The sequence below is a fragment of the Arthrobacter sp. PsM3 genome, assembly GCF_030433895.1.
Classification (GTDB): domain Bacteria; phylum Actinomycetota; class Actinomycetes; order Actinomycetales; family Micrococcaceae; genus Arthrobacter.
On sequence record NZ_JARUXE010000058.1, the window covers coordinates 1 to 16,717 of the forward strand.

Genomic DNA, 16,717 nt, shown 5'->3' on the forward strand with positions numbered 1-16,717 from the left:
GCACGAAAGTGGACGACGACGCCGATGCCGCCGCCGTCGGGCTGCTCGGCTGCGGCGTGATGGCAGGCATCGGTGCCGCCATCAACACCGGCGAGGTTAAGCGCGGCGAGTCTGTGGCCGTGATCGGCTGCGGCGGCGTGGGCATCGCCGCGATCGCCGGGGCAAAGCTGGCCGGTGCCACCACAATCATTGCCGTGGACATCGACGCGAACAAGGTGGACATGGCCAGGTCCCTGGGCGCCACCCACGGAATCGATTCGAGCCGGGAAGAGCCCGTCGAGGCCATCCGTGCGCTGACGGGAGGCCACGGTGCCGACCTGGTGATCGACGCCGTCGGACGTCCCGAAACCTTCAAGCAGGCGTTCTACGCCCGCGATCTCGCCGGCCGCGTGGTGCTCGTGGGGGTACCGTCGCCGGACGCGAAGATCGAGCTGCCCCTGCTGGATGTCTTCGGCCGGGGCGGGTCCATGAAGTCCTCCTGGTACGGGGACTGCCTGCCCTCGCGGGACTTCCCGATGCTCGTGGCGCAGTACCGGCTTGGCAACCTTGACCTGGACGCCTTCGTGACCGAACGGATCAGCATGGACCAGGTGGAGGAGGCCTTCGCCAAAATGCACGAAGGCAAGGTCCTTCGTTCGGTCGTTGAAATCGCTGCGGCACCCGGAAGGGTCTGAGCCTCGCCAGGGGGAAGCAAGTCACCCTCCGACTGATTTCCGTCGGAGGGTGACTTTTCCTGGCTGACGCTATCCGGCAGGCGCGGGGACGGCCCGCCTAGCCGAGCCAGGCATCAACGGCCTGCTGATGCGCGTCCACCCACTTCTTGGCCGCGGCTTCCGGCGTCATGCCGCCCTGGATGTCCGTGGCGACCGAGTTCTGGTCCTCGTTGGTCCACTTGAAGGCCTTGGCCAGCTTGGCTGCGGGCGAGCCGCTGTCCTCGAACTTCTTGGAAATCACCTTGTTGAGCTTGTAGATCGGGTAGTCACAGGCCACCTTTTCCGGGTTTGCGTCGCAGCCCTCGCTCCACGCCGGCAAGTTGACCTTCTTGAGTGAGACCTCGGACAGGAACCACTGCGGCTCGTAGAAATAGCCCAAAAGCGGCGTCTTGTTCTGCTCCGATGTCCGGAACGACTGGATCAGGGCGGCCTCCGAGCCGGAGAACACCACCTTGTAGTCCAGGCCGAGGTTCTTCACCAGGGCCTCGTCGTTGGTGACGAAGGCAGGATCGCCGTCAAGGACCTGGCCCTTTCCGCCGGATTCGGACGTGGCGAACATCGAGGCGTACTTGTTCAGGTTCGCCCCGTCCGTGATGTCCGGGTACTTTTCCGCCATCCATGGCGCCACGTACCAGCCGATGCGGCCTTCATTGCCCGTGGGGCCGGCGTCGACTGCCACCTTCTGCTGGGTGATGTATTGCTTGGCCAGGTCGTCATGGCCCCAGTTTTCCATCACAACGTCAACCTCGCCGGAAGCGAAACCCTGCCAGGAGATCTGCTCGTTCAGGTCCTTCTGGACCACGGTGCAGCCAAGCTTGTTCTTCGCCACGTAGCTGTAGACGGCCGCATTCGCCGTGTAGCCCACCCAGGCGTTGAGCGCCACATTGACAGACCCGCAGGGCGCCGCCCCCGCGGCGGCCGGGGCAGCAGCCGCCTGGTTCACGGAGGCACCGCCGCAGCCTGCGAGCAGCAGGGCTGCGGCAGCGGCCCCCGCTACCGCCGGGACAGTTCGTTTCAACAGCAGTCCAGCTTTTTTCATCGTTAGATCTCCTTGTTCGGGGTGCGGGTCTCGGGGTCAGGTGGCCGTGGTTTTCGGTGAGGGGATTTTCCGCACCGGAGTGGCTGCGGCAGCCTGGGTCATCCTGTCCAGCAGGATGCCGAGGAAAACGATGGCAAGGCCGGCGGCGAGGCCCTTGCCGAAGAGCGAGCTCTGGACGAAGCCGGCGACGACGTCGTACCCGAGGCCGCCTGCGCCCACGAGCGCACCAACCACCACCATGGCCAGGACATAGATCAGGCCCTGGTTGGCGGCGAGGGCCAGCGTCTGCCTGGCCATCGGAAGCTGGACCTTGGTGATGACCTGCCAGGGGGTGGAGCCGCTGGCGACGGCGGCTTCGACCACCGTGGGGGAAATCGCCGAGATGCCGTCAGCCGTGATCTTGATGGCCACAGGGGCGGCGTAGATGATGCCGGCGATGATCGCGGTGAAACGGGTGGCACCGAAGAGCCCCAGGAACGGGACCAGGTACACGAAGGCCGGCAGGGTCTGGCCCGCGTCCAGCATGGGCCGCATGATCTGGTCCACCCGCTCGGACCGTCCCATTGCGACGCCGAAGACTATGCCCAGGATCATGACCACCACGGTGGCGACGAGTGTCCCGGCCAGTGTGACCATCGAGTCGCTCCAGAGGCCGAGGTAGATGATCGCGCCCAGGCACGCAGTGGTCAGGGTTGCGAGCTTCCAGCCGCCCAGGGCGTAGGCCGCCATGGCAATGACGGCCACGAGGATGTAGAAGGGGGTGTCCGTGAGCAGTGACTGGAACGGGTTAAGGATCCCGGTGGTGACCGCTTCCCGGAAGGAGACAGTGAACAGGGACAGGTTGGCCTGCATCCACTGGCTGGCCGAGCCCACCGCCTGGACGATGACCGGGCCGATGTTGAGGTCCGCCGGGAATGCTGCAGCCCACAGCATGGTCCGGGACAACTGCACCATCGCCAGTGCCAGCACCAGGCTCACGCCCAGGAGGATGTACCTGGTCCGGCGGGAGACCCTGCGGTTCCGGGCAGCCCCCGGTTCCGCGCGGCGGCTCGCGGCGGTGGTCACCCGGTCCAGCACGATCGCCAGCAACACGATGGAGAGCCCGGCATTGACGGCCGTGCCGACGTCCAGCGACTGCAGCGCCCGGACCACCACCTGGCCGAGCCCGGGCGCTGCGATCAGGGCGGCGATGGTGACCATGGACAGGGCCGCCATGGTGCTCTGGTTGATTCCCATGACGATGGTGCGGCGGGCCATGGGAAGCTGCAGGTTCACGAGCCGCTGCAGGCCAGTTGTGCCCAGTGAATCGGAGGCTTCGCGGGTGTTCTCCGGGATGCCGCGGATGCCGTGCGCCGTCAGCCGGATCACGGGCGGAGCGGCGTAGATCACCGTGGCGATGACGGCCGACGCCGGACCGATGAGGAAGATCAGGGCAAGCGGGGCCAGATACACGAACGTTGGCAGCGTTTGCATGAAGTCCAGCACCGGCGTGATCACCTTGGCGACGCGGCCGTAGACGCCGGCCAGGACACCGAGCGGGATCCCGACCAGAAGGGTCAGAAGCACGGCGGTGAGGACCAGGGCGAACGTGTAGGTGGCCTCAACGAACAGTCCCTGGAAGCCGAAGAACATAAAGACGGCCACCGTCAGCACGGCGACCCGGGCGTTGCCGATCGCGAACGCGATCCAGCCCAGCAGGCCTACGGTTCCGAGCCAGCCGATCTCCGGCAGGCGCAGGCCGGTGGTACTCGCCGCAAAGGTGGTGAGGAACAGGTTGGCCACGGCGTCGACCGCGGCCCGCAAGGGAGTGAAGACGTACAGGAAGACGGGGTTGTCTGCGCGGTTTGCTGCCACCCAGGCGTTGAACTGGTTGAGGGAGCGGTGCAGGTCCGTCAGCTCCGACGCAGGCAGCGTCAGGGTGGAGGTTCCATGCAGGATAACGAATCCCAGGATCCAGATGATGGCGGCGCCTGCCAGCAGGAGGGTGCGCAGGCTGGGCCGGCGGCGGGGCTCAGGGGCGGCCGGGGCGGGCTGGAGCCGGACCCGGTCTCCGACAAGGGTGGACATTAGGCCGCTGCTTCCGTGGGCTGCAGCACCGACAGGATGCTGTCACGGTCGATCTGCCCGGTGATCCTGCCGGCATCCTCCACCAGGACGGGGCACGAGGAGTGCATGACCGCCGCGATGGCGTCGCGGATGATCATCCCGGAACTGAGAACCGGCGCGTCTGCCGGCGTCCCGGCCGCCACGGGCCCGGTGATCCACTTCAGGGTCAGGACGTCCGCGCGGGGCACTTCGGACACAAAGTCCTCGATGTACTTGTCCGCGGGAGACCCCACCAGTTCGTCTCCCGTGCCGCACTGGACCGTCTCCCCATTCCGCATGATCAGGATGCGGTCGCCGAGCTTGAGCGCCTCGGAAAGGTCGTGGGTCACAAACACCATGGTCTTGCCCATTTCCTTGTGCAGCCGGATGACTTCGGCCTGCATGTCGCGGCGGATGAGCGGATCCAGGGCGGAGAAGGGCTCATCGAAGAGGATGGTGTCCGGATCGCCGGCGAGGGCCCGGCCCAGGCCCACGCGCTGCTGCATCCCGCCGGACAGCTGGTCCGGGTAGTGCTGCTCGTAGCCTTTGAGGCCCACGAGTTCGATGATCTCCCGGGCTCTGGCGTAGCGTTCGTTTTTGGCCGCCCCGCGGATCTGCAGGCCGTAGGAGACGTTGTCCAGCACGGTGCGGTGGGGCAGGAGGCCGAAGTGCTGGAACACCATGGACATTTTCCGGCGGCGCAGTTCGCGCAGCTCCGCGACGCCTGCCTGCAGGACGTCCTTGCCGTCCACCAGGACCTGCCCGGAGGTGGGTTCGATCAGCCGGGTCAGGCAACGGATCAGGGTGGATTTGCCGGATCCGGAAAGTCCCATGACCACGAAGACCTCGCCTTTGGCGACGTCGAAGCTCAGGTCGCGGACCGCGGCCACGCAGCCGGTGCGTTCCAGCAGCTCCGCGGAGTTGAGGGCCGAGAGTTCCGGGTTGCCGGGGATCTTCTCACCCCCCGGTCCGAAGACCTTCCATAGCTTGCGCACTGAGATGTCGGGACTGTTCATTGCTGTACTCCTGCCTGTGGAGGCTCGAACCAGTGGCTGGGCTTGGGATTGATGTTTTGCCAGATGTGCTTGGTTTCGCGGTACTCCGCGAGACCCTGGAGCCCCAGCTCGCGGCCGTTTCCGGACTTGCCGAATCCGCCCCACTCCGCCTGGGGAACGTAGGGGTGGTAGTCGTTGATCCACACGGTGCCGTGCCGGAGGGCCCCGGCCACACGCTGGGCGCGGGAACCGTCATTCGTCCAGACGGCGCCGGCCAGCCCGTAGGCGGTGTCGTTGGCCAGTCTGATGGCTTCCTGCTCGGTGCTGAAGGTCTCCACGGTCAGGACCGGTCCGAACGACTCCACCTGGACGGCGTTCATGGAGGTGTGGCAACCGTCCAGGATGGTGGGCGGGTAGTAGCTGCCGAGGGCCAGCGCGCCGGTGTCCGGGAAATAGCCGCCGCACAGCAGCGTGGCTCCTTCCGCAATGCCGGCCTGGACGTGGGCGTGGACCTTGTCACGGTGCGCGGCCGAAATGAGGGGACCGGTCTCCGCGCGCTCGTCGAAGGGACCGCCAAGCCGGATGGCCTGGGCGCGCCGCACCAGTTCGGTCACGAACCCGTCGTGGATCGATTCCTCGATAATGAGCCTCGTGCCGGCCGAGCACACCTGCCCCGAATGCAGGAACACCGCGGTGAGGGCGTTGTCCAGTGCCGACTCGCGGTCGGCATCAGCAAAGACGATGTTGGGGTTCTTCCCGCCCAGTTCCAGGGCGACCCGCTTCACGGTGTCGGCCGCGGTCTTCATGATGCTGATCCCGGTGGCCAGGCCGCCGGTAAAGGAGACCAGGTCAACGTCCGGGCTTTCGCTCAGGACGGCGCCGACCTCGGGACCGGTGCCGGTGACGAGGTTGGCGACGCCGGGCGGCAACCCGGCCTCGAGAAGCGTGTCCATCAGCAGGATGGACGTGGAGGGTGTCAGTTCGCTGGGTTTCAGGACGAAGGTGTTGCCGGCCAGCAGGGCCGGGGCCACCTTCCATGAGGCCTGCAGGAGGGGGTAGTTCCATGGCGTGATGAGTCCGCAGACCCCTACCGGGGCGTGCACCACGCGGCTGATGGATCCGGGGTTTCCGGTGTCGATCACGCGGCCGGCGTCCGTCCCGGCGATGCCGCCGTAGTACCGGAAGCAGGCGGCGATATCGTCGATGTCGTATTCGGCCTCGACGTAGCGCTTGCCCGTGTCGAGGGCTTCGGCCCGGGCATACAGTGCCTTGTCGCGCTCCAGCAGTTCGGCGGTGCGGAGCAGGACCTGGCCGCGGTCCTTCTCGCTGGTTCCGGGCCACGCTCCGGCGTCGAAAGCGCGGCGGGCGCTGGCGACTGCTTCCCCGGCGTCGGCGGCCGTGCATTCGGCAACCTCGGCGACCTGCTCGCCGTCCGCCGGGCAGTTGATGACCCGGGTGTTTCCGGCGGCCGGTTCGCGCCACCGGCCGTCCACGAAGAGGCCCCGCAGCGGTGCGGCATCGGGGCCCGTCACGGTTCCAACGCCGGTCCCGGCCAGCTGGACGCCCTGGACGCAGCTCATGCGCGGCCCGCGCTGGGCGCGGCCTCGGGAGTTGCTGCAGGTGCGTGCCGGTAGAAGTCGGCGTGCTGGGGTGCCAGCGGCGTACGCTCCAGGATGAGGTCCGCGGCCTTTTCGGCGAGCATCATGACCGGCGCGTAGATGTTGCCGTTGGTCACGTAGGGCATCGCGGAGGCATCCGCCACGCGGAGCCCGGAGGTCCCGTGGACCTTCATGGTGAGCGGGTCCACGACTGCCAGGGGGTCAGCGGCCGGGCCCATCTTTGCGGTGCAGGAGGGGTGGAGCGCCGTTTCGGCGTCCCGTGCCACCCAGTCGAGGATCTCCTCGTCCGTCTGGACGGACGGGCCGGGCGAGAGTTCGCCTCCGCTGTAAGGCGCGAGGGCCGGCCGGGCAAGGATGTCGCGGGTGACCCGGATGGCCTCGACCCATTCGCGCCGGTCCTGGTCCGTGGAGAGGTAGTTGAACTGCAGGGACGGGTGCTTGGCCGGGTCCGTGGAGGTGATTTTCAGGCTGCCTCTGGTGTCGGAGTACATGGGGCCTACATGGACCTGGTACCCGTGTTTGGCGTCGGCTTTCTGCCCGTCGTAGCGGACAGCCACCGGCAGGAAGTGGAACATCAGGTTGGGGTAGGCGACGTCGTCGTTGGAACGGACGAATCCGCCCCCTTCGAAGTGGTTGGTGGCGGCCGGGCCCTTGCGACCCAGCAGCCATTGGAGTCCGATCAGCGGGTAGCGCCACAGGCTGAGGCTTGGCTGCATGGACACGGGCTGCGTGCAGGAGTGCTGGACATAGACCTCGAGGTGGTCCTGCAGGTTTTCGCCCACGCCGGGCAGGTCCACCACGGGGGTGATGCCGAGCGAGGACAGGTGCGCCGAATCGCCGACACCGGAGAGTTGCAGCAACTGGGGCGTGTTGATGGCCCCGCCGCACAGCACCACCTCCTTGGCGGTGACGGTGTGCAGGCGCCCGTTCCGGCGGTAGCTGACCCCGGTTGCCGTTGTGCCGTCGAAATTGACCTTGACCACCAGCGCCCGGGTGCGCACGGTCAGGTTCCTGCGGCCCCTGTTGGGGCGGAGGTAGGCGCGGGACGCGGACAGCCGCTGGCCCTTGTGGACATTGCGGTCGAACGGGCCGAAGCCCTCCTGCCGGTACCCGTTGACGTCGTCGGTGTGCTGGTGCCCTGCTTCCTCGGCGGCCCGGAAGAAGGCCTGGAACAGGGGGTTGCGGGCCGGCCCGCGCTCCAGCACCAGGGGTCCGTCATGGCCGCGCAGTTCATCGTCCGGCGCTGCGGCGAGCGCGGTCTCCATGCGCTTGAAGTAGGGCAGGCAGTGCGCGAAGTCCCAGGTTTCCATGCCGGCGTCGGCTCCCCAGCGTTCGTAGTCGAGCGGGTTGCCGCGCTGGAAGATCATCCCGTTGATGGAGCTGGAGCCGCCGAGTACCTTGCCGCGGGCGTGCGCGATCCTGCGGCCGTGCATGCGCGGTTCGGGGTCGGACTGGTACTGCCAGTCGTAGAACCGGTTGCCGCTGGGGAACGTCAGGGCCGCCGGCATCTGGATGAAAAGGTCCCACGGGTAGTCGCTGCGGCCGGCTTCAAGGACCAGCACGGTGTGCGTTCCGTCCGCGCTCAGCCTGTCGGCGAGGACCGATCCGGCGCTTCCGCCGCCGACAATCACGTAGTCGTAGCTCTCGTTCGTCATGGGGTGAATCTCCTTGGGAGTGTTTCGGAGTCGTGGTGGGGGCCCGGACGGGCCTGGGTCAGCCGCGCAGGCGTTCCATGCCCGGGTCCACCAGCGGCTCCGCTGCAATGGTGGCGGCGATGCGGGTGCCGAAGTATTCGATTTCCACGGCGTCGCCTTCGGCGGCGTCGGCGGGGAGCCAGGCATAGGCGATCGGGCGCTGCACCGTGTAGCCGTAGGCCGCGCTGGTGATGTAGCCGGCGGCTTCGCCCTTGAAATACACGGGTTCCTTGCCCAACACCACGGAGGTGCCGTCGTCGACCGTCAGGCAGCGCAGTTGCTTGGACGCGGGCGTTGCCCGACGCCGGGCGAGCGCATCGGCTCCCACGAAGGAGTCCTTGGTCTTGGCGATCGAGAAGCCCAGGCCCGCCTGGTACGGCTCGTGTTCGGGCGTCATGTCGGTCCCCCAGAGCCGGTATCCCTTTTCCAGGCGGAGGCTGTTGAAGGCACCGCGGCCGGCGGCGATAATGCCCTGCTCCTGGCCGGCCTCGAAAAGGAGGTCCCAGAGCTTCAGTCCGTGTTCGGCGGTGGTGTACAGCTCCCAGCCGAGCTCCCCGACATATGACAGGCGCATGGCCGTCACAGGGATCCCGCCGATCCGCACCTGCTTGGTGCGGAAGTACCGCAGACCGTCGTTGCTGAAATCATCGGTGCTGACCTTGGCGATGACTTCCCGCGCCTGCGGACCCCAGAGGCCGATGCAGCAGGTCGAGCCCGTGATGTCGCGGACCTGCACCCACTGGCTGGCGTCCGCGGCGGTCTGGTTCCGGGCCTCGCGGGTGAAGTAGTCGAAGTCGATGTTGCCGTTGGCGCCGACCTGGAACGTGGTCTCGGTGAGCCGTGCGATCGTGATGTCGCTGCGGATGCCGGCGTCGTCGTTCAGCAGCAGGCAGTAGGTGACGGCGCCGGGCTTCTTGTCGATCTGACCGGCACTGAGCCGCTGCAGCAGGGCGAGGGCGCCGGGTCCGCTGACTTCGAGCCGCTTGAGCGCGGTCATGTCGTAAAGTGCGACGGCGGTCCGCGTCTTCCACGCCTCGGCCGCGGATATGGGGGAGCTGAACTTGGCTGCCCAGGGGCCGCGTTCCGGCGCCCGCCATTCGGCCGGCATCTCCTCCAGCAGGTCCCGGTTGGCCTCGAACCAGTGCGGGCGTTCCCAGCCGCCGGCCTCGAGGAAGAATGCTCCCAGGTCCTTCTGCCGGCAGTTGAACGGGCTGACGCGCAGGTCCCGGGGGGATTCACGCGGCTGCAGGGGGTGCAGGATGTCGTAGATTTCGGCGAAGTTCTGCTGGGAGGTTTCGCTGACATAGCTTTCGGCAGTCTGGACGGCCTCGAAGCGGGTGACCTCGCATTCGTGGAGCGGGGTGCGGGACTGGCCCTCGATCAGCAGTTCGGCGACCGCGCGGGCCACACCCGCGGAGTGCGTCACCCAGACCGCTTCCGCGACGTAGAAGCCGTCAAGCTCCGGCGCCTGCCCGATCAGCGGGCCGCCGTCCGGGGTGAAGGAGAAGATGCCGTTGAAGCCGTCGGCGATCTCGGCACCGCGGAGTGCCGGCAGCAGTTGGCGGCTGTCCTCCCAGCAGGGCAGGAAATCCTCCGCAGTGAATTCGAGCCGGGACGGCATCCGGTACTCGGACATCTGCCCGGGAGCCACCTCGGGCAGGGTGGCCAGGTCCACCGGCATGGGCCGGTGGGCGTAGGAGCCGATGCCGATCCTGTCTCCGTGCTCGCGGAAGTAGAGGTCCTTGTCCTGGTGCCGGAGGATGGGCGTGCGCGCGCCATTGGAGGGGTCCAGTGAATTGGTGCCGAGGTTCGTGCCCACCAGTTCCGGCACCGTGGTGGTCTTGACGTACTGGTGGGCGAGCGGCAGCAGCGGTACATCCATGCCGGCCATCGCGCCGATCTTGGGACCCCAGAAGCCGGCGCAGGACACCACGATGTCGGCCGGGACCACGCCGTCGGGAGTCTGCACGCCGGTGACCTTTCCGCCGGACTGCTCGATCCCGGTCACCGGTGTTGATCCGACGAACGTGACGCCGGCTGCCGTGGCCTTGCGGATCAGCAGCTGAACGGCGCGGGCCGCCGAGGCGAGGCCGTCCGAGGGGACGTAAAGTCCGCCGAGCACCATCTCCGGGTTCAGCAGCGGGTAATGCTTGGCGCACTCGTCGGGGTCGATGATGCGGCCCTCGACCCCCCACGAGCCTGCGTAGCCGAGCTTGCGCTTGAGGTCTTCAAGCCGTTCCGGGGTGGTGGCGATCTCGAGTCCGCCCACCTGGTTGAAGCAGGCGACACCCTCGTCGCTCAGGGAGAGGAGCTTGTCGACCGTGTATGCGGCAAACTGCGTCATTGTCCTGGACGGGTTGGTCTGGAACACCAGGCCGGGGGCGTGCGACGTGGAGCCGCCGGCGAGGCCGAGCGGTCCCTGCTCCAGCACGGTGACGCTGGTCCAGCCTCGGGTGGCCAGTTCGTCCGCCAGATTCGCACCGACTATGCCGGCACCGATGATAACGACGCGGGGTGTAGCACTCATACGGGAGCTCCTATTCGTGACGTGCTGCGTGCGTGGACGGGGCCCGCTGGGGGCCCCGCGGTGTGGCTCTAGCGGAAGACGACGGTCCGGCAGCCGTTGAGGAGGACGCGGTGCTGGCAGTGCCATTTCACCGCCCGGGACAGGGCGATCGCTTCGGCGTCACGCCCGGCCGTCACCAGGGATTCCGGGTCAACGCTGTGGTCCACCCGGAAAACTTCCTGCTCGATGATGGGGCCCTCGTCGAGGTCGCCGGTGACGTAGTGGGCAGTGGCCCCGACCAGCTTGACGCCGCGTTCGTAGGCCTGGTGGTAAGGCTTGGCGCCCTTGAACCCGGGGAGGAAGGAATGGTGGATGTTGATGGCCCGGCCGTTGAGTTCCCCGCAGAGGCCGTCGGAGAGTACCTGCATATACCGTGCCAGGACCACGACGTCCGCATCGTAGTCGTCGACGAGTTCCAGCAGCCGGGACTCCGCCTGGGCTTTGGTGGCTGCGGCTACCGGCACGTGGATGAAGGGAAGTCCTGCGGCTTCCGCCATCGGGCGCAGGTCCTCGTGGTTGGAGACGACGGCGGCGATGTCCGCTCCCAGGCTCCCGGCGCGCCAGCGGAAAATCAGGTCGTTGAGGCAGTGCCCGAACTTGGAGACCATCACCAGGATGCGCTGCGGCCGGTCGTCGTGGAAGGTGTAGGACATGCCGAATTCGCCGGCGATTTCCGCGAAGTCGGCGGACAGGGAACCTGCCGTGCTGTCCGGATCAATGCTGCTGGCCCCGCCGGCGCCGGCCAGTGTCCCGGTGAAGGCAGTGCGCAGAAAGAGGGTGTTGCTGACGTGGTCGTCAAACTGCTGGTGTTCGGCGATGTCGAAACCGCGCATCGCGAGGAAGCTGGACACCGCATGGACGATTCCACTGCGTTCGGGACAGGCCACGGTGAGGACGAACGGCGTCGCCTGCTGCCCGGATGCTGCCCGGGGCTGACCGACGGGTGCCGCGGAAGGCGGCTGGTCCTGCAGCTCGTTGCTCAGTTGAAGGGTCAAAAACTTCACCTCTCGGCTTGTAGCGGAGTTCTGCCTGATGGTGCCTAGACGTGACCGTTGATGCTCAGGCCCGGTGGAAGGTTGGGTGCCTCGCTGGACTCCTCGACCATGATCTGGCCGTCCACCACGGAGACCCTGTGGACCCGCACAGGCAGCTTGGCCGGCGGCGAGTCCACTTCACCGGTGCGGAGATTGAACTTGGAAGCATGAAGCGGACACTCCACCTCGCAGCCGTCCACCCAGCCGTCCGCGAGGGACGCGTCCTGGTGGGTGCAGGTGTCGTCCAGGGCGAACAACTCGCCGTCCTCCGTGTGGAACACGGCGATCGGGGGCGATGTGTCGAGCCGGACGGAGTCTCCGGGGGCCAGTGCTGCGAGTGGGCAGGCGATGTGCATCTGATAAACCTCTTTCCCGGTTGACGGGCTCAGCCCGGTCGGCGGGTTGTGCCATCATCAACGCCGATCACAATACGCAACAGAGTGATCCATGCCACTCGCGCTTGTCAAGGGGTTGCCTAGTGTCGGGCCAGGCCCTTGACACTCCCCCGCGGCATGCGCCACGCTGTTTCGCATACAGAGAGTTGTTGCGTTATACGCAATTTGTTGCACTTATGTAACGGGAAGGCAGCCATGCAGACATTGGCAATAGTGGGGGCATCCCTGGCGGGAATCTCGGCCGCCCGTTCCGCCCGCGCCCAGGGCTTCGCCGGAAGGCTGGTCATCATCGGGGACGAGGCGCACCGGCCCTATGACAGGCCGCCGCTGTCCAAGGATTTCCTGGCGGGAAAAATCACCCCCGGACACCTCCTGCTGGAGAATGCCGGCGAGGGTGAAGCCGCAGACCCGCTGCAGGCCGAGTGGCTGCTGGGCCGGGCTGCACGCAGCCTGGACGCCGGTGCCCGGCGGGTCACCCTCGACGACGGCTCCGTAATAGAGGCCGACGGCGTCGTCATCGCCACCGGGGCATCCGCACGGACTTTGCCGGAACTTGCCGGTCTGGCAAATGTTTTTACCCTGCGCACCCTGGAGGACGCGCAGGACCTCGCACCCGAGCTGGTGCCCGGAACGCGGCTCGTCATCGTAGGCGCCGGGTTTATCGGGGCCGAGGTGGCCTCCACCGCCCGCGCCCTTGGGGTTGAAGTCACGGTCGTCTGCACGGGCGCCGTTCCGCTCAGCCGTCCGCTGGGCGCGGAGATGGCGGCCACCCTGGCTGCGTTACATGGAATTAACGGGGTGGAGCTGATTTGTGACGCCACCGTTGAGTCCTATTACAGCGGCGAGGGAGTGGTCAGCGGGCTGCGGCTGGCGGATGGCCGGTACCTGCCTGCCGACGTCGTCCTGGTGGCCATCGGCGCCGTGCCCAACACTGCCTGGCTGGCCGGCTCCGGGATCGAACTCGGCGACGGCGTCCTGTGCGATCCGATGGGCCGGACCAATGTTCCGGGCGTGGTGGCCGTCGGCGACTGCGCCGCCTGGCTGGACGAAGAGTCCGGGAGGCACCGCCGCGTGGAGCACTGGAGCTGCGCCGCGGAGCGCCCGTCGCTCGCCGTGACCGCGCTGCTGGATCCCGGAGCCGCCCGCCGGCCGCTGAACCTGCCGTACTTCTGGTCCGACCAGTACAACGTCAGGATCCAGTTCGCGGGCCAGGCCCGTGACACCGATCAGGTGTCCATCGAGGCCGGAGATCCCGCGGCGCACAGTTTCCTGGCCGTCTACTACCGTGGCGGCGAGCCGGTCGCCGTCCTTGGCGTCAACCAGCCGCGCCTCTTCAACAAATGGAAGCGGCAGCTGAACGCTGCACGACCGGTGGACACGCCGGCCGCCGAAGGCCACGCCGGCGTTGCGGCAGCAGGCACTGCGGCAGCAGGCACTGCCCCAGGGAGCGCCACCCCAACCAGCGCAGCCCCCACTTGCACCGCCCGGTCCGTACTGGCAGTATCCGCCAGTTTCGCCTGATCCCACCGACCGCCTCACCCCCGATGTCAGTCACCGCAGAGGAGTAACGAATGACCACCGAAGTCTTCACGCCCAGCCTGATCCCCACCCTCCCGGGCCAGGCATACGTCAGCGAAGAGATCTTCCGCGCCGAGCAGGAGCGCATTTTTGAGCAGATGTGGTTCTGCGCAGTGCGGTCCGCGGACCTGGACAAGCCCGGGGCCTGGCGCACGGCGCAGGTGGGCCGCGAGAGTGTGCTGGTCAGCCGTACCCGCAAGGGCGGCATCCGCGCCTTCTACAACGTGTGCCGGCACCGGGGCGTCAAGCTGTGCATGGAGGAGCAGGGAGAATCTGCGCGCTCGTTCCAGTGCCCGTACCACGCCTGGACCTACGACTTCGAAGGCAAGCTCATTGCAGCCCCCAACCTGACCAAGATGCCGGATATCGACCGGGACGAGTACGGCCTGGTCAAGGTCCACACCCGCGAGTACCTCGGGTACGTCTGGGTCTGCCTGGCCGACGAGCCGCCGTCGTTCGAGGAGGACGTTATGGGTGCCATCGAGGAACGTCTCGGGGACCTGCAGGCGGTGGAGGACTATGATATCGCCAACCTGAGCCTGGGCCGCCGCATCAGGTACGACGTCAAGGCCAACTGGAAGCTCATCATCGAGAACTTCATGGAGTGCTACCACTGCGCCACCATCCACCCCGAGCTCACGGAGGTGCTGCCTGAATTCGCCGACGGGCTGGCCGCCCAGTACTTTGTGGGCCACGGCGCCGAATTCGGCGAGGACATCAAGGGCTTCACCATCGACGGCTCAGAAGGGATGGAACGGATTCCCGGCGTGGGCGAGGACCAGGACCGGCGCTATTACGCCGTGACGATCAAGCCCACGGTCTTCGTCAACCTTGTTCCGGACCACGTGATCATCCACCGCATGTTCCCCATGGCCGCGGACCACACCATCGTGGAATGCGACTGGCTCTACCTTCCCAGCGTCGTGGAAAGCGGAAAGGATGTCAGCGCCTCGGTGGAGCTCTTCCACCGCGTGAACGAGCAGGACTTCGATGCCTGCGAGCGCTGCCAGCCGGCCATGGGCTCGAAGGTCTATGCCAAGGGCGGGGTGCTGGTCCCCAGCGAGCACCACATCGGCGCGTTCCACGACTGGGTCCAGGCCCGGGTGGGCGACGTTTCCCCCGGCCACTGAGCGCCGCCTCAGCTGCTGGTGCCCGTCGAAACACTCCTTTCGGCGGGCTCCGCCTTCTTCTACCGCCGGGTGTAGCCCATGTTCTTACTGATCTGGAGCCCGGCCTGCTTCAGTGCCTCCGGGAGCCCCGGCGTTTGCTCCGGGTCAAATCGGAAGGCCGGCCCGGAGATGCTGACGGCACCGATCACTGTTCCCATGTGGTTGTACACCGGCGCGGCAATGGCGTTGAGCCCGATTTCGAACTCTTCGCGGACGACGCAGTAGCCGTCACGGGAGATGTCGAGGAGCTGGTTCTCCAGCTTATTCCGGCTGGTTACGGTGCGCGGGGTCCTGGCGGGCAGCCCCGTCTCCTTCAGGATCCGGTCCCGCTCATCCGCGGAGACCGCCGCTAGCAGGACCTTTCCGCTGGAGGTTGCGTGCAGCGGGGTCAGGCTGCCTACCCAGTCGTAGGTGGCGAGCGTCGACGGTCCCATCGCTTGGTCCACGTTGACTGCGTAGTTGGACCGCAGCACGGCCAGGTTCACCGTTTCCTTGAAGTCCTCGGCGAGGCTTTCCAGGACGGGCCGGCCCTCGCGGACAAGGCTTAGCCTCCCGGGAACGGAGCTTGCCAATCGCAGAATGCCAAAGCCGAGCTGGTACTTTCCCCGTTCACTGTTCTGGTGGACGATATCCCGGCTCACCAGGGAGCCGAGCAGCCGGGACACGGTGGACTTGTGGATGCCCATCTCCTCGGCTATCTCGCTCACCCCGGCCTGGCCGTCCCGCGCCAGAATCTCCAGCACGGCAAGTGCCCGGTCCACGGACTGGACGCCGCCGTGCTGCGCGCCGTCAGGCCCGGTATCAGATTCGGGATCAGTGTTGGAAGCCATGATTCATACTAACGAGTAGTTTCTGCGGCTAGAGCACGCTGCGGACGGCCTGTTCAAAGCTTCTGACGTGCTCCACCGCGAGCTGGGCGGCGCTTTCCGCATCGCCGGCCGCAATGGCCTCCAGCAGTTTCACGTGCTCGGTGACGTGTCCTTCCACCGAGGGAAGCTTGTCCAGCACCAGGCACCAGATGCGCGTCGCCAGGTTGTCGTAGCGGATCAAGGTGTCTTCCAGATGGGGGTTGCCCGCGGCGCGGTAGATCAGCCGGTGCACGGTCAGGTCGTAACGCATAAGCTCGCGCTTGTCGCGCGGCGTGGTGTCGATGCCGGAAATGGTCCGGGCCACCTCCCGGAGCTCCGCGCGCATATCTGCGCTGGCGTTGGTTGCGGCCCGGCGGGCCGCCAGCGGCTCCAGCAGCTCGCGGATATCCGAGACATCTGCCAGTTCAGTGATGTCAACAATGGTGGCGAACGTTCCCCGGCGGGGGTAGGAGACAACCAGGTGGTCAACTTCCAGGCGCTTGATGGCCTCCCGAACCGGGGTCCGGCCAACCCCGAGCTCTGCGGCCAGCTGGCCGTCGTTGATCGGGGCGCCGGGCTTGATCTCCAGCATGATCAGCTTGTCCCGCAGTCGGCGGTAGGCCGCCTCGGCCAGGGAGATCTCCCCCTCCTCGGGTGCCGAAATGAGGTGTGCTGCGCTCAACGGATGTCCCCTTCCCCAGCGGCCCGCCCGGCCGTTGTGGCCGCGAACCTATTGACTCTCTTGTGACTTCCATCATACCATTGTTCACACACTGATATATCAATTAGTCAGAAGTAGTATTTCAAAGGAGCAGTCGAATGGTTGGGCAGCTGAATCACCGGTTATCAGAAGTCGACATCGAAGTGGCGGAAGCCGTGGACAGGGAACTCCTGCGCCAGCAGTCCACCCTTGAGATGATCGCCTCGGAGAACTTCGCCCCTGCCTCGGTCATGGAGGCGCAGGGCTCGGTCCTGACGAACA

General features: G+C 66.7%; 13 protein-coding genes and 1 pseudogene. 4 read left to right on the forward strand and 10 right to left on the reverse strand.

Annotated elements, in window-relative coordinates:
• A partial coding sequence (locus QCD75_RS20065) for a zinc-binding dehydrogenase (protein WP_301231226.1) occupies positions 1-674 on the forward strand: 674 nt, incomplete at its 5' end.
• Between the two features lie 97 nt (positions 675-771).
• Here the strand turns inward: QCD75_RS20065 and QCD75_RS20070 are convergent.
• The 8 genes from QCD75_RS20070 to QCD75_RS20105 all read right to left on the reverse strand — a co-directional run bounded on the left by QCD75_RS20070 (position 772) and on the right by QCD75_RS20105 (position 12,101).
• Positions 772-1,752: an ABC transporter substrate-binding protein gene (locus QCD75_RS20070; protein ID WP_301231227.1), complete on the reverse strand. Its 981-nt coding sequence runs from the start codon at positions 1,750-1,752 to the stop codon at positions 772-774.
• A gap of 36 nt (positions 1,753-1,788) precedes the next feature.
• Positions 1,789-3,819, reverse strand: a complete 2,031-nt coding sequence (locus QCD75_RS20075) for an ABC transporter permease (RefSeq protein WP_301231228.1) — start codon at positions 3,817-3,819, stop codon at positions 1,789-1,791.
• Positions 3,819-4,853, reverse strand: coding sequence for a quaternary amine ABC transporter ATP-binding protein (locus QCD75_RS20080; RefSeq protein ID WP_301231229.1), 1,035 nt, complete (start codon positions 4,851-4,853; stop codon positions 3,819-3,821). Before QCD75_RS20080 ends, QCD75_RS20075 begins: the two co-directional genes overlap by 1 nt.
• Positions 4,850-6,412 (reverse strand): aldehyde dehydrogenase family protein, encoded by a 1,563-nt coding sequence (locus tag QCD75_RS20085; protein ID WP_441005526.1) that lies wholly within the window; start codon positions 6,410-6,412, stop codon positions 4,850-4,852. The genes QCD75_RS20080 and QCD75_RS20085 overlap by 4 nt, the downstream gene beginning before the upstream one ends.
• Positions 6,409-8,106 carry a choline dehydrogenase gene (betA, locus tag QCD75_RS20090; RefSeq protein WP_301231231.1) on the reverse strand — a complete coding sequence of 566 codons (1,698 nt, stop codon included), beginning with the start codon at positions 8,104-8,106 and terminating at the stop codon, positions 6,409-6,411. Before betA ends, QCD75_RS20085 begins: the two co-directional genes overlap by 4 nt.
• A gap of 58 nt (positions 8,107-8,164) precedes the next feature.
• Entirely contained in the window at positions 8,165-10,672 is a 2,508-nt protein-coding gene (locus tag QCD75_RS20095; RefSeq protein WP_301231232.1) for a GcvT family protein, read from the reverse strand.
• Positions 10,673-10,740: 68 nt separating this feature from the next.
• The gene (gene purU, locus QCD75_RS20100; RefSeq protein ID WP_301231241.1) at positions 10,741-11,682 is read right to left on the reverse strand and encodes a formyltetrahydrofolate deformylase; all 942 of its coding nucleotides are present in this window, start codon (positions 11,680-11,682) and stop codon (positions 10,741-10,743) included.
• A 68-nt stretch (positions 11,683-11,750) separates the two neighbouring features.
• Entirely contained in the window at positions 11,751-12,101 is a 351-nt protein-coding gene (locus tag QCD75_RS20105) for a bifunctional 3-phenylpropionate/cinnamic acid dioxygenase ferredoxin subunit (protein WP_301231233.1), read from the reverse strand.
• Between the two features lie 234 nt (positions 12,102-12,335).
• On the opposite strand from QCD75_RS20105, the gene QCD75_RS20110 reads away from it, so the two are divergent.
• The gene (locus QCD75_RS20110; RefSeq protein ID WP_301231235.1) at positions 12,336-13,661 is read left to right on the forward strand and encodes an NAD(P)/FAD-dependent oxidoreductase; all 1,326 of its coding nucleotides are present in this window, start codon (positions 12,336-12,338) and stop codon (positions 13,659-13,661) included.
• Between the two features lie 50 nt (positions 13,662-13,711).
• Entirely contained in the window at positions 13,712-14,848 is a 1,137-nt protein-coding gene (locus QCD75_RS20115; RefSeq protein ID WP_301231236.1) for an aromatic ring-hydroxylating oxygenase subunit alpha, read from the forward strand.
• A gap of 59 nt (positions 14,849-14,907) precedes the next feature.
• On the opposite strand, the gene QCD75_RS20120 is transcribed toward QCD75_RS20115, so the two are convergent.
• On the reverse strand, positions 14,908-15,717 hold the full coding sequence (locus QCD75_RS20120) for an IclR family transcriptional regulator (RefSeq protein ID WP_301231237.1): 810 nt from the start codon (positions 15,715-15,717) through the stop codon (positions 14,908-14,910).
• Positions 15,718-15,745: 28 nt separating this feature from the next.
• Positions 15,746-16,417: a GntR family transcriptional regulator gene (locus QCD75_RS20125; protein ID WP_301231239.1), complete on the reverse strand. Its 672-nt coding sequence runs from the start codon at positions 16,415-16,417 to the stop codon at positions 15,746-15,748.
• Positions 16,418-16,554: 137 nt separating this feature from the next.
• Here QCD75_RS20125 and QCD75_RS20130 point away from each other — a divergent pair.
• Positions 16,555-16,717 (forward strand): annotated as a pseudogene (locus QCD75_RS20130) (serine hydroxymethyltransferase); the annotation flags it as partial.

Coding starts and splice junctions, on each gene's coding strand:
- QCD75_RS20080 (WP_301231229.1), bottom strand. CDS start 4,853: ATGAACAGTCCCGACATCTCAGTGCGCAAGCTATGGAAGGTCTTCGGA.
- QCD75_RS20085 (WP_441005526.1), bottom strand. CDS start 6,412: ATGAGCTGCGTCCAGGGCGTCCAGCTGGCCGGGACCGGCGTTGGAACC.
- QCD75_RS20070 (WP_301231227.1), bottom strand. CDS start 1,752: ATGAAAAAAGCTGGACTGCTGTTGAAACGAACTGTCCCGGCGGTAGCG.
- QCD75_RS20110 (WP_301231235.1), top strand. CDS start 12,336: ATGCAGACATTGGCAATAGTGGGGGCATCCCTGGCGGGAATCTCGGCC.
- betA (WP_301231231.1), bottom strand. CDS start 8,106: ATGACGAACGAGAGCTACGACTACGTGATTGTCGGCGGCGGAAGCGCC.
- QCD75_RS20095 (WP_301231232.1), bottom strand. CDS start 10,672: ATGAGTGCTACACCCCGCGTCGTTATCATCGGTGCCGGCATAGTCGGT.
- QCD75_RS20075 (WP_301231228.1), bottom strand. CDS start 3,819: ATGTCCACCCTTGTCGGAGACCGGGTCCGGCTCCAGCCCGCCCCGGCC.
- QCD75_RS20105 (WP_301231233.1), bottom strand. CDS start 12,101: ATGCACATCGCCTGCCCACTCGCAGCACTGGCCCCCGGAGACTCCGTC.
- QCD75_RS20120 (WP_301231237.1), bottom strand. CDS start 15,717: ATGGCTTCCAACACTGATCCCGAATCTGATACCGGGCCTGACGGCGCG.
- QCD75_RS20115 (WP_301231236.1), top strand. CDS start 13,712: ATGACCACCGAAGTCTTCACGCCCAGCCTGATCCCCACCCTCCCGGGC.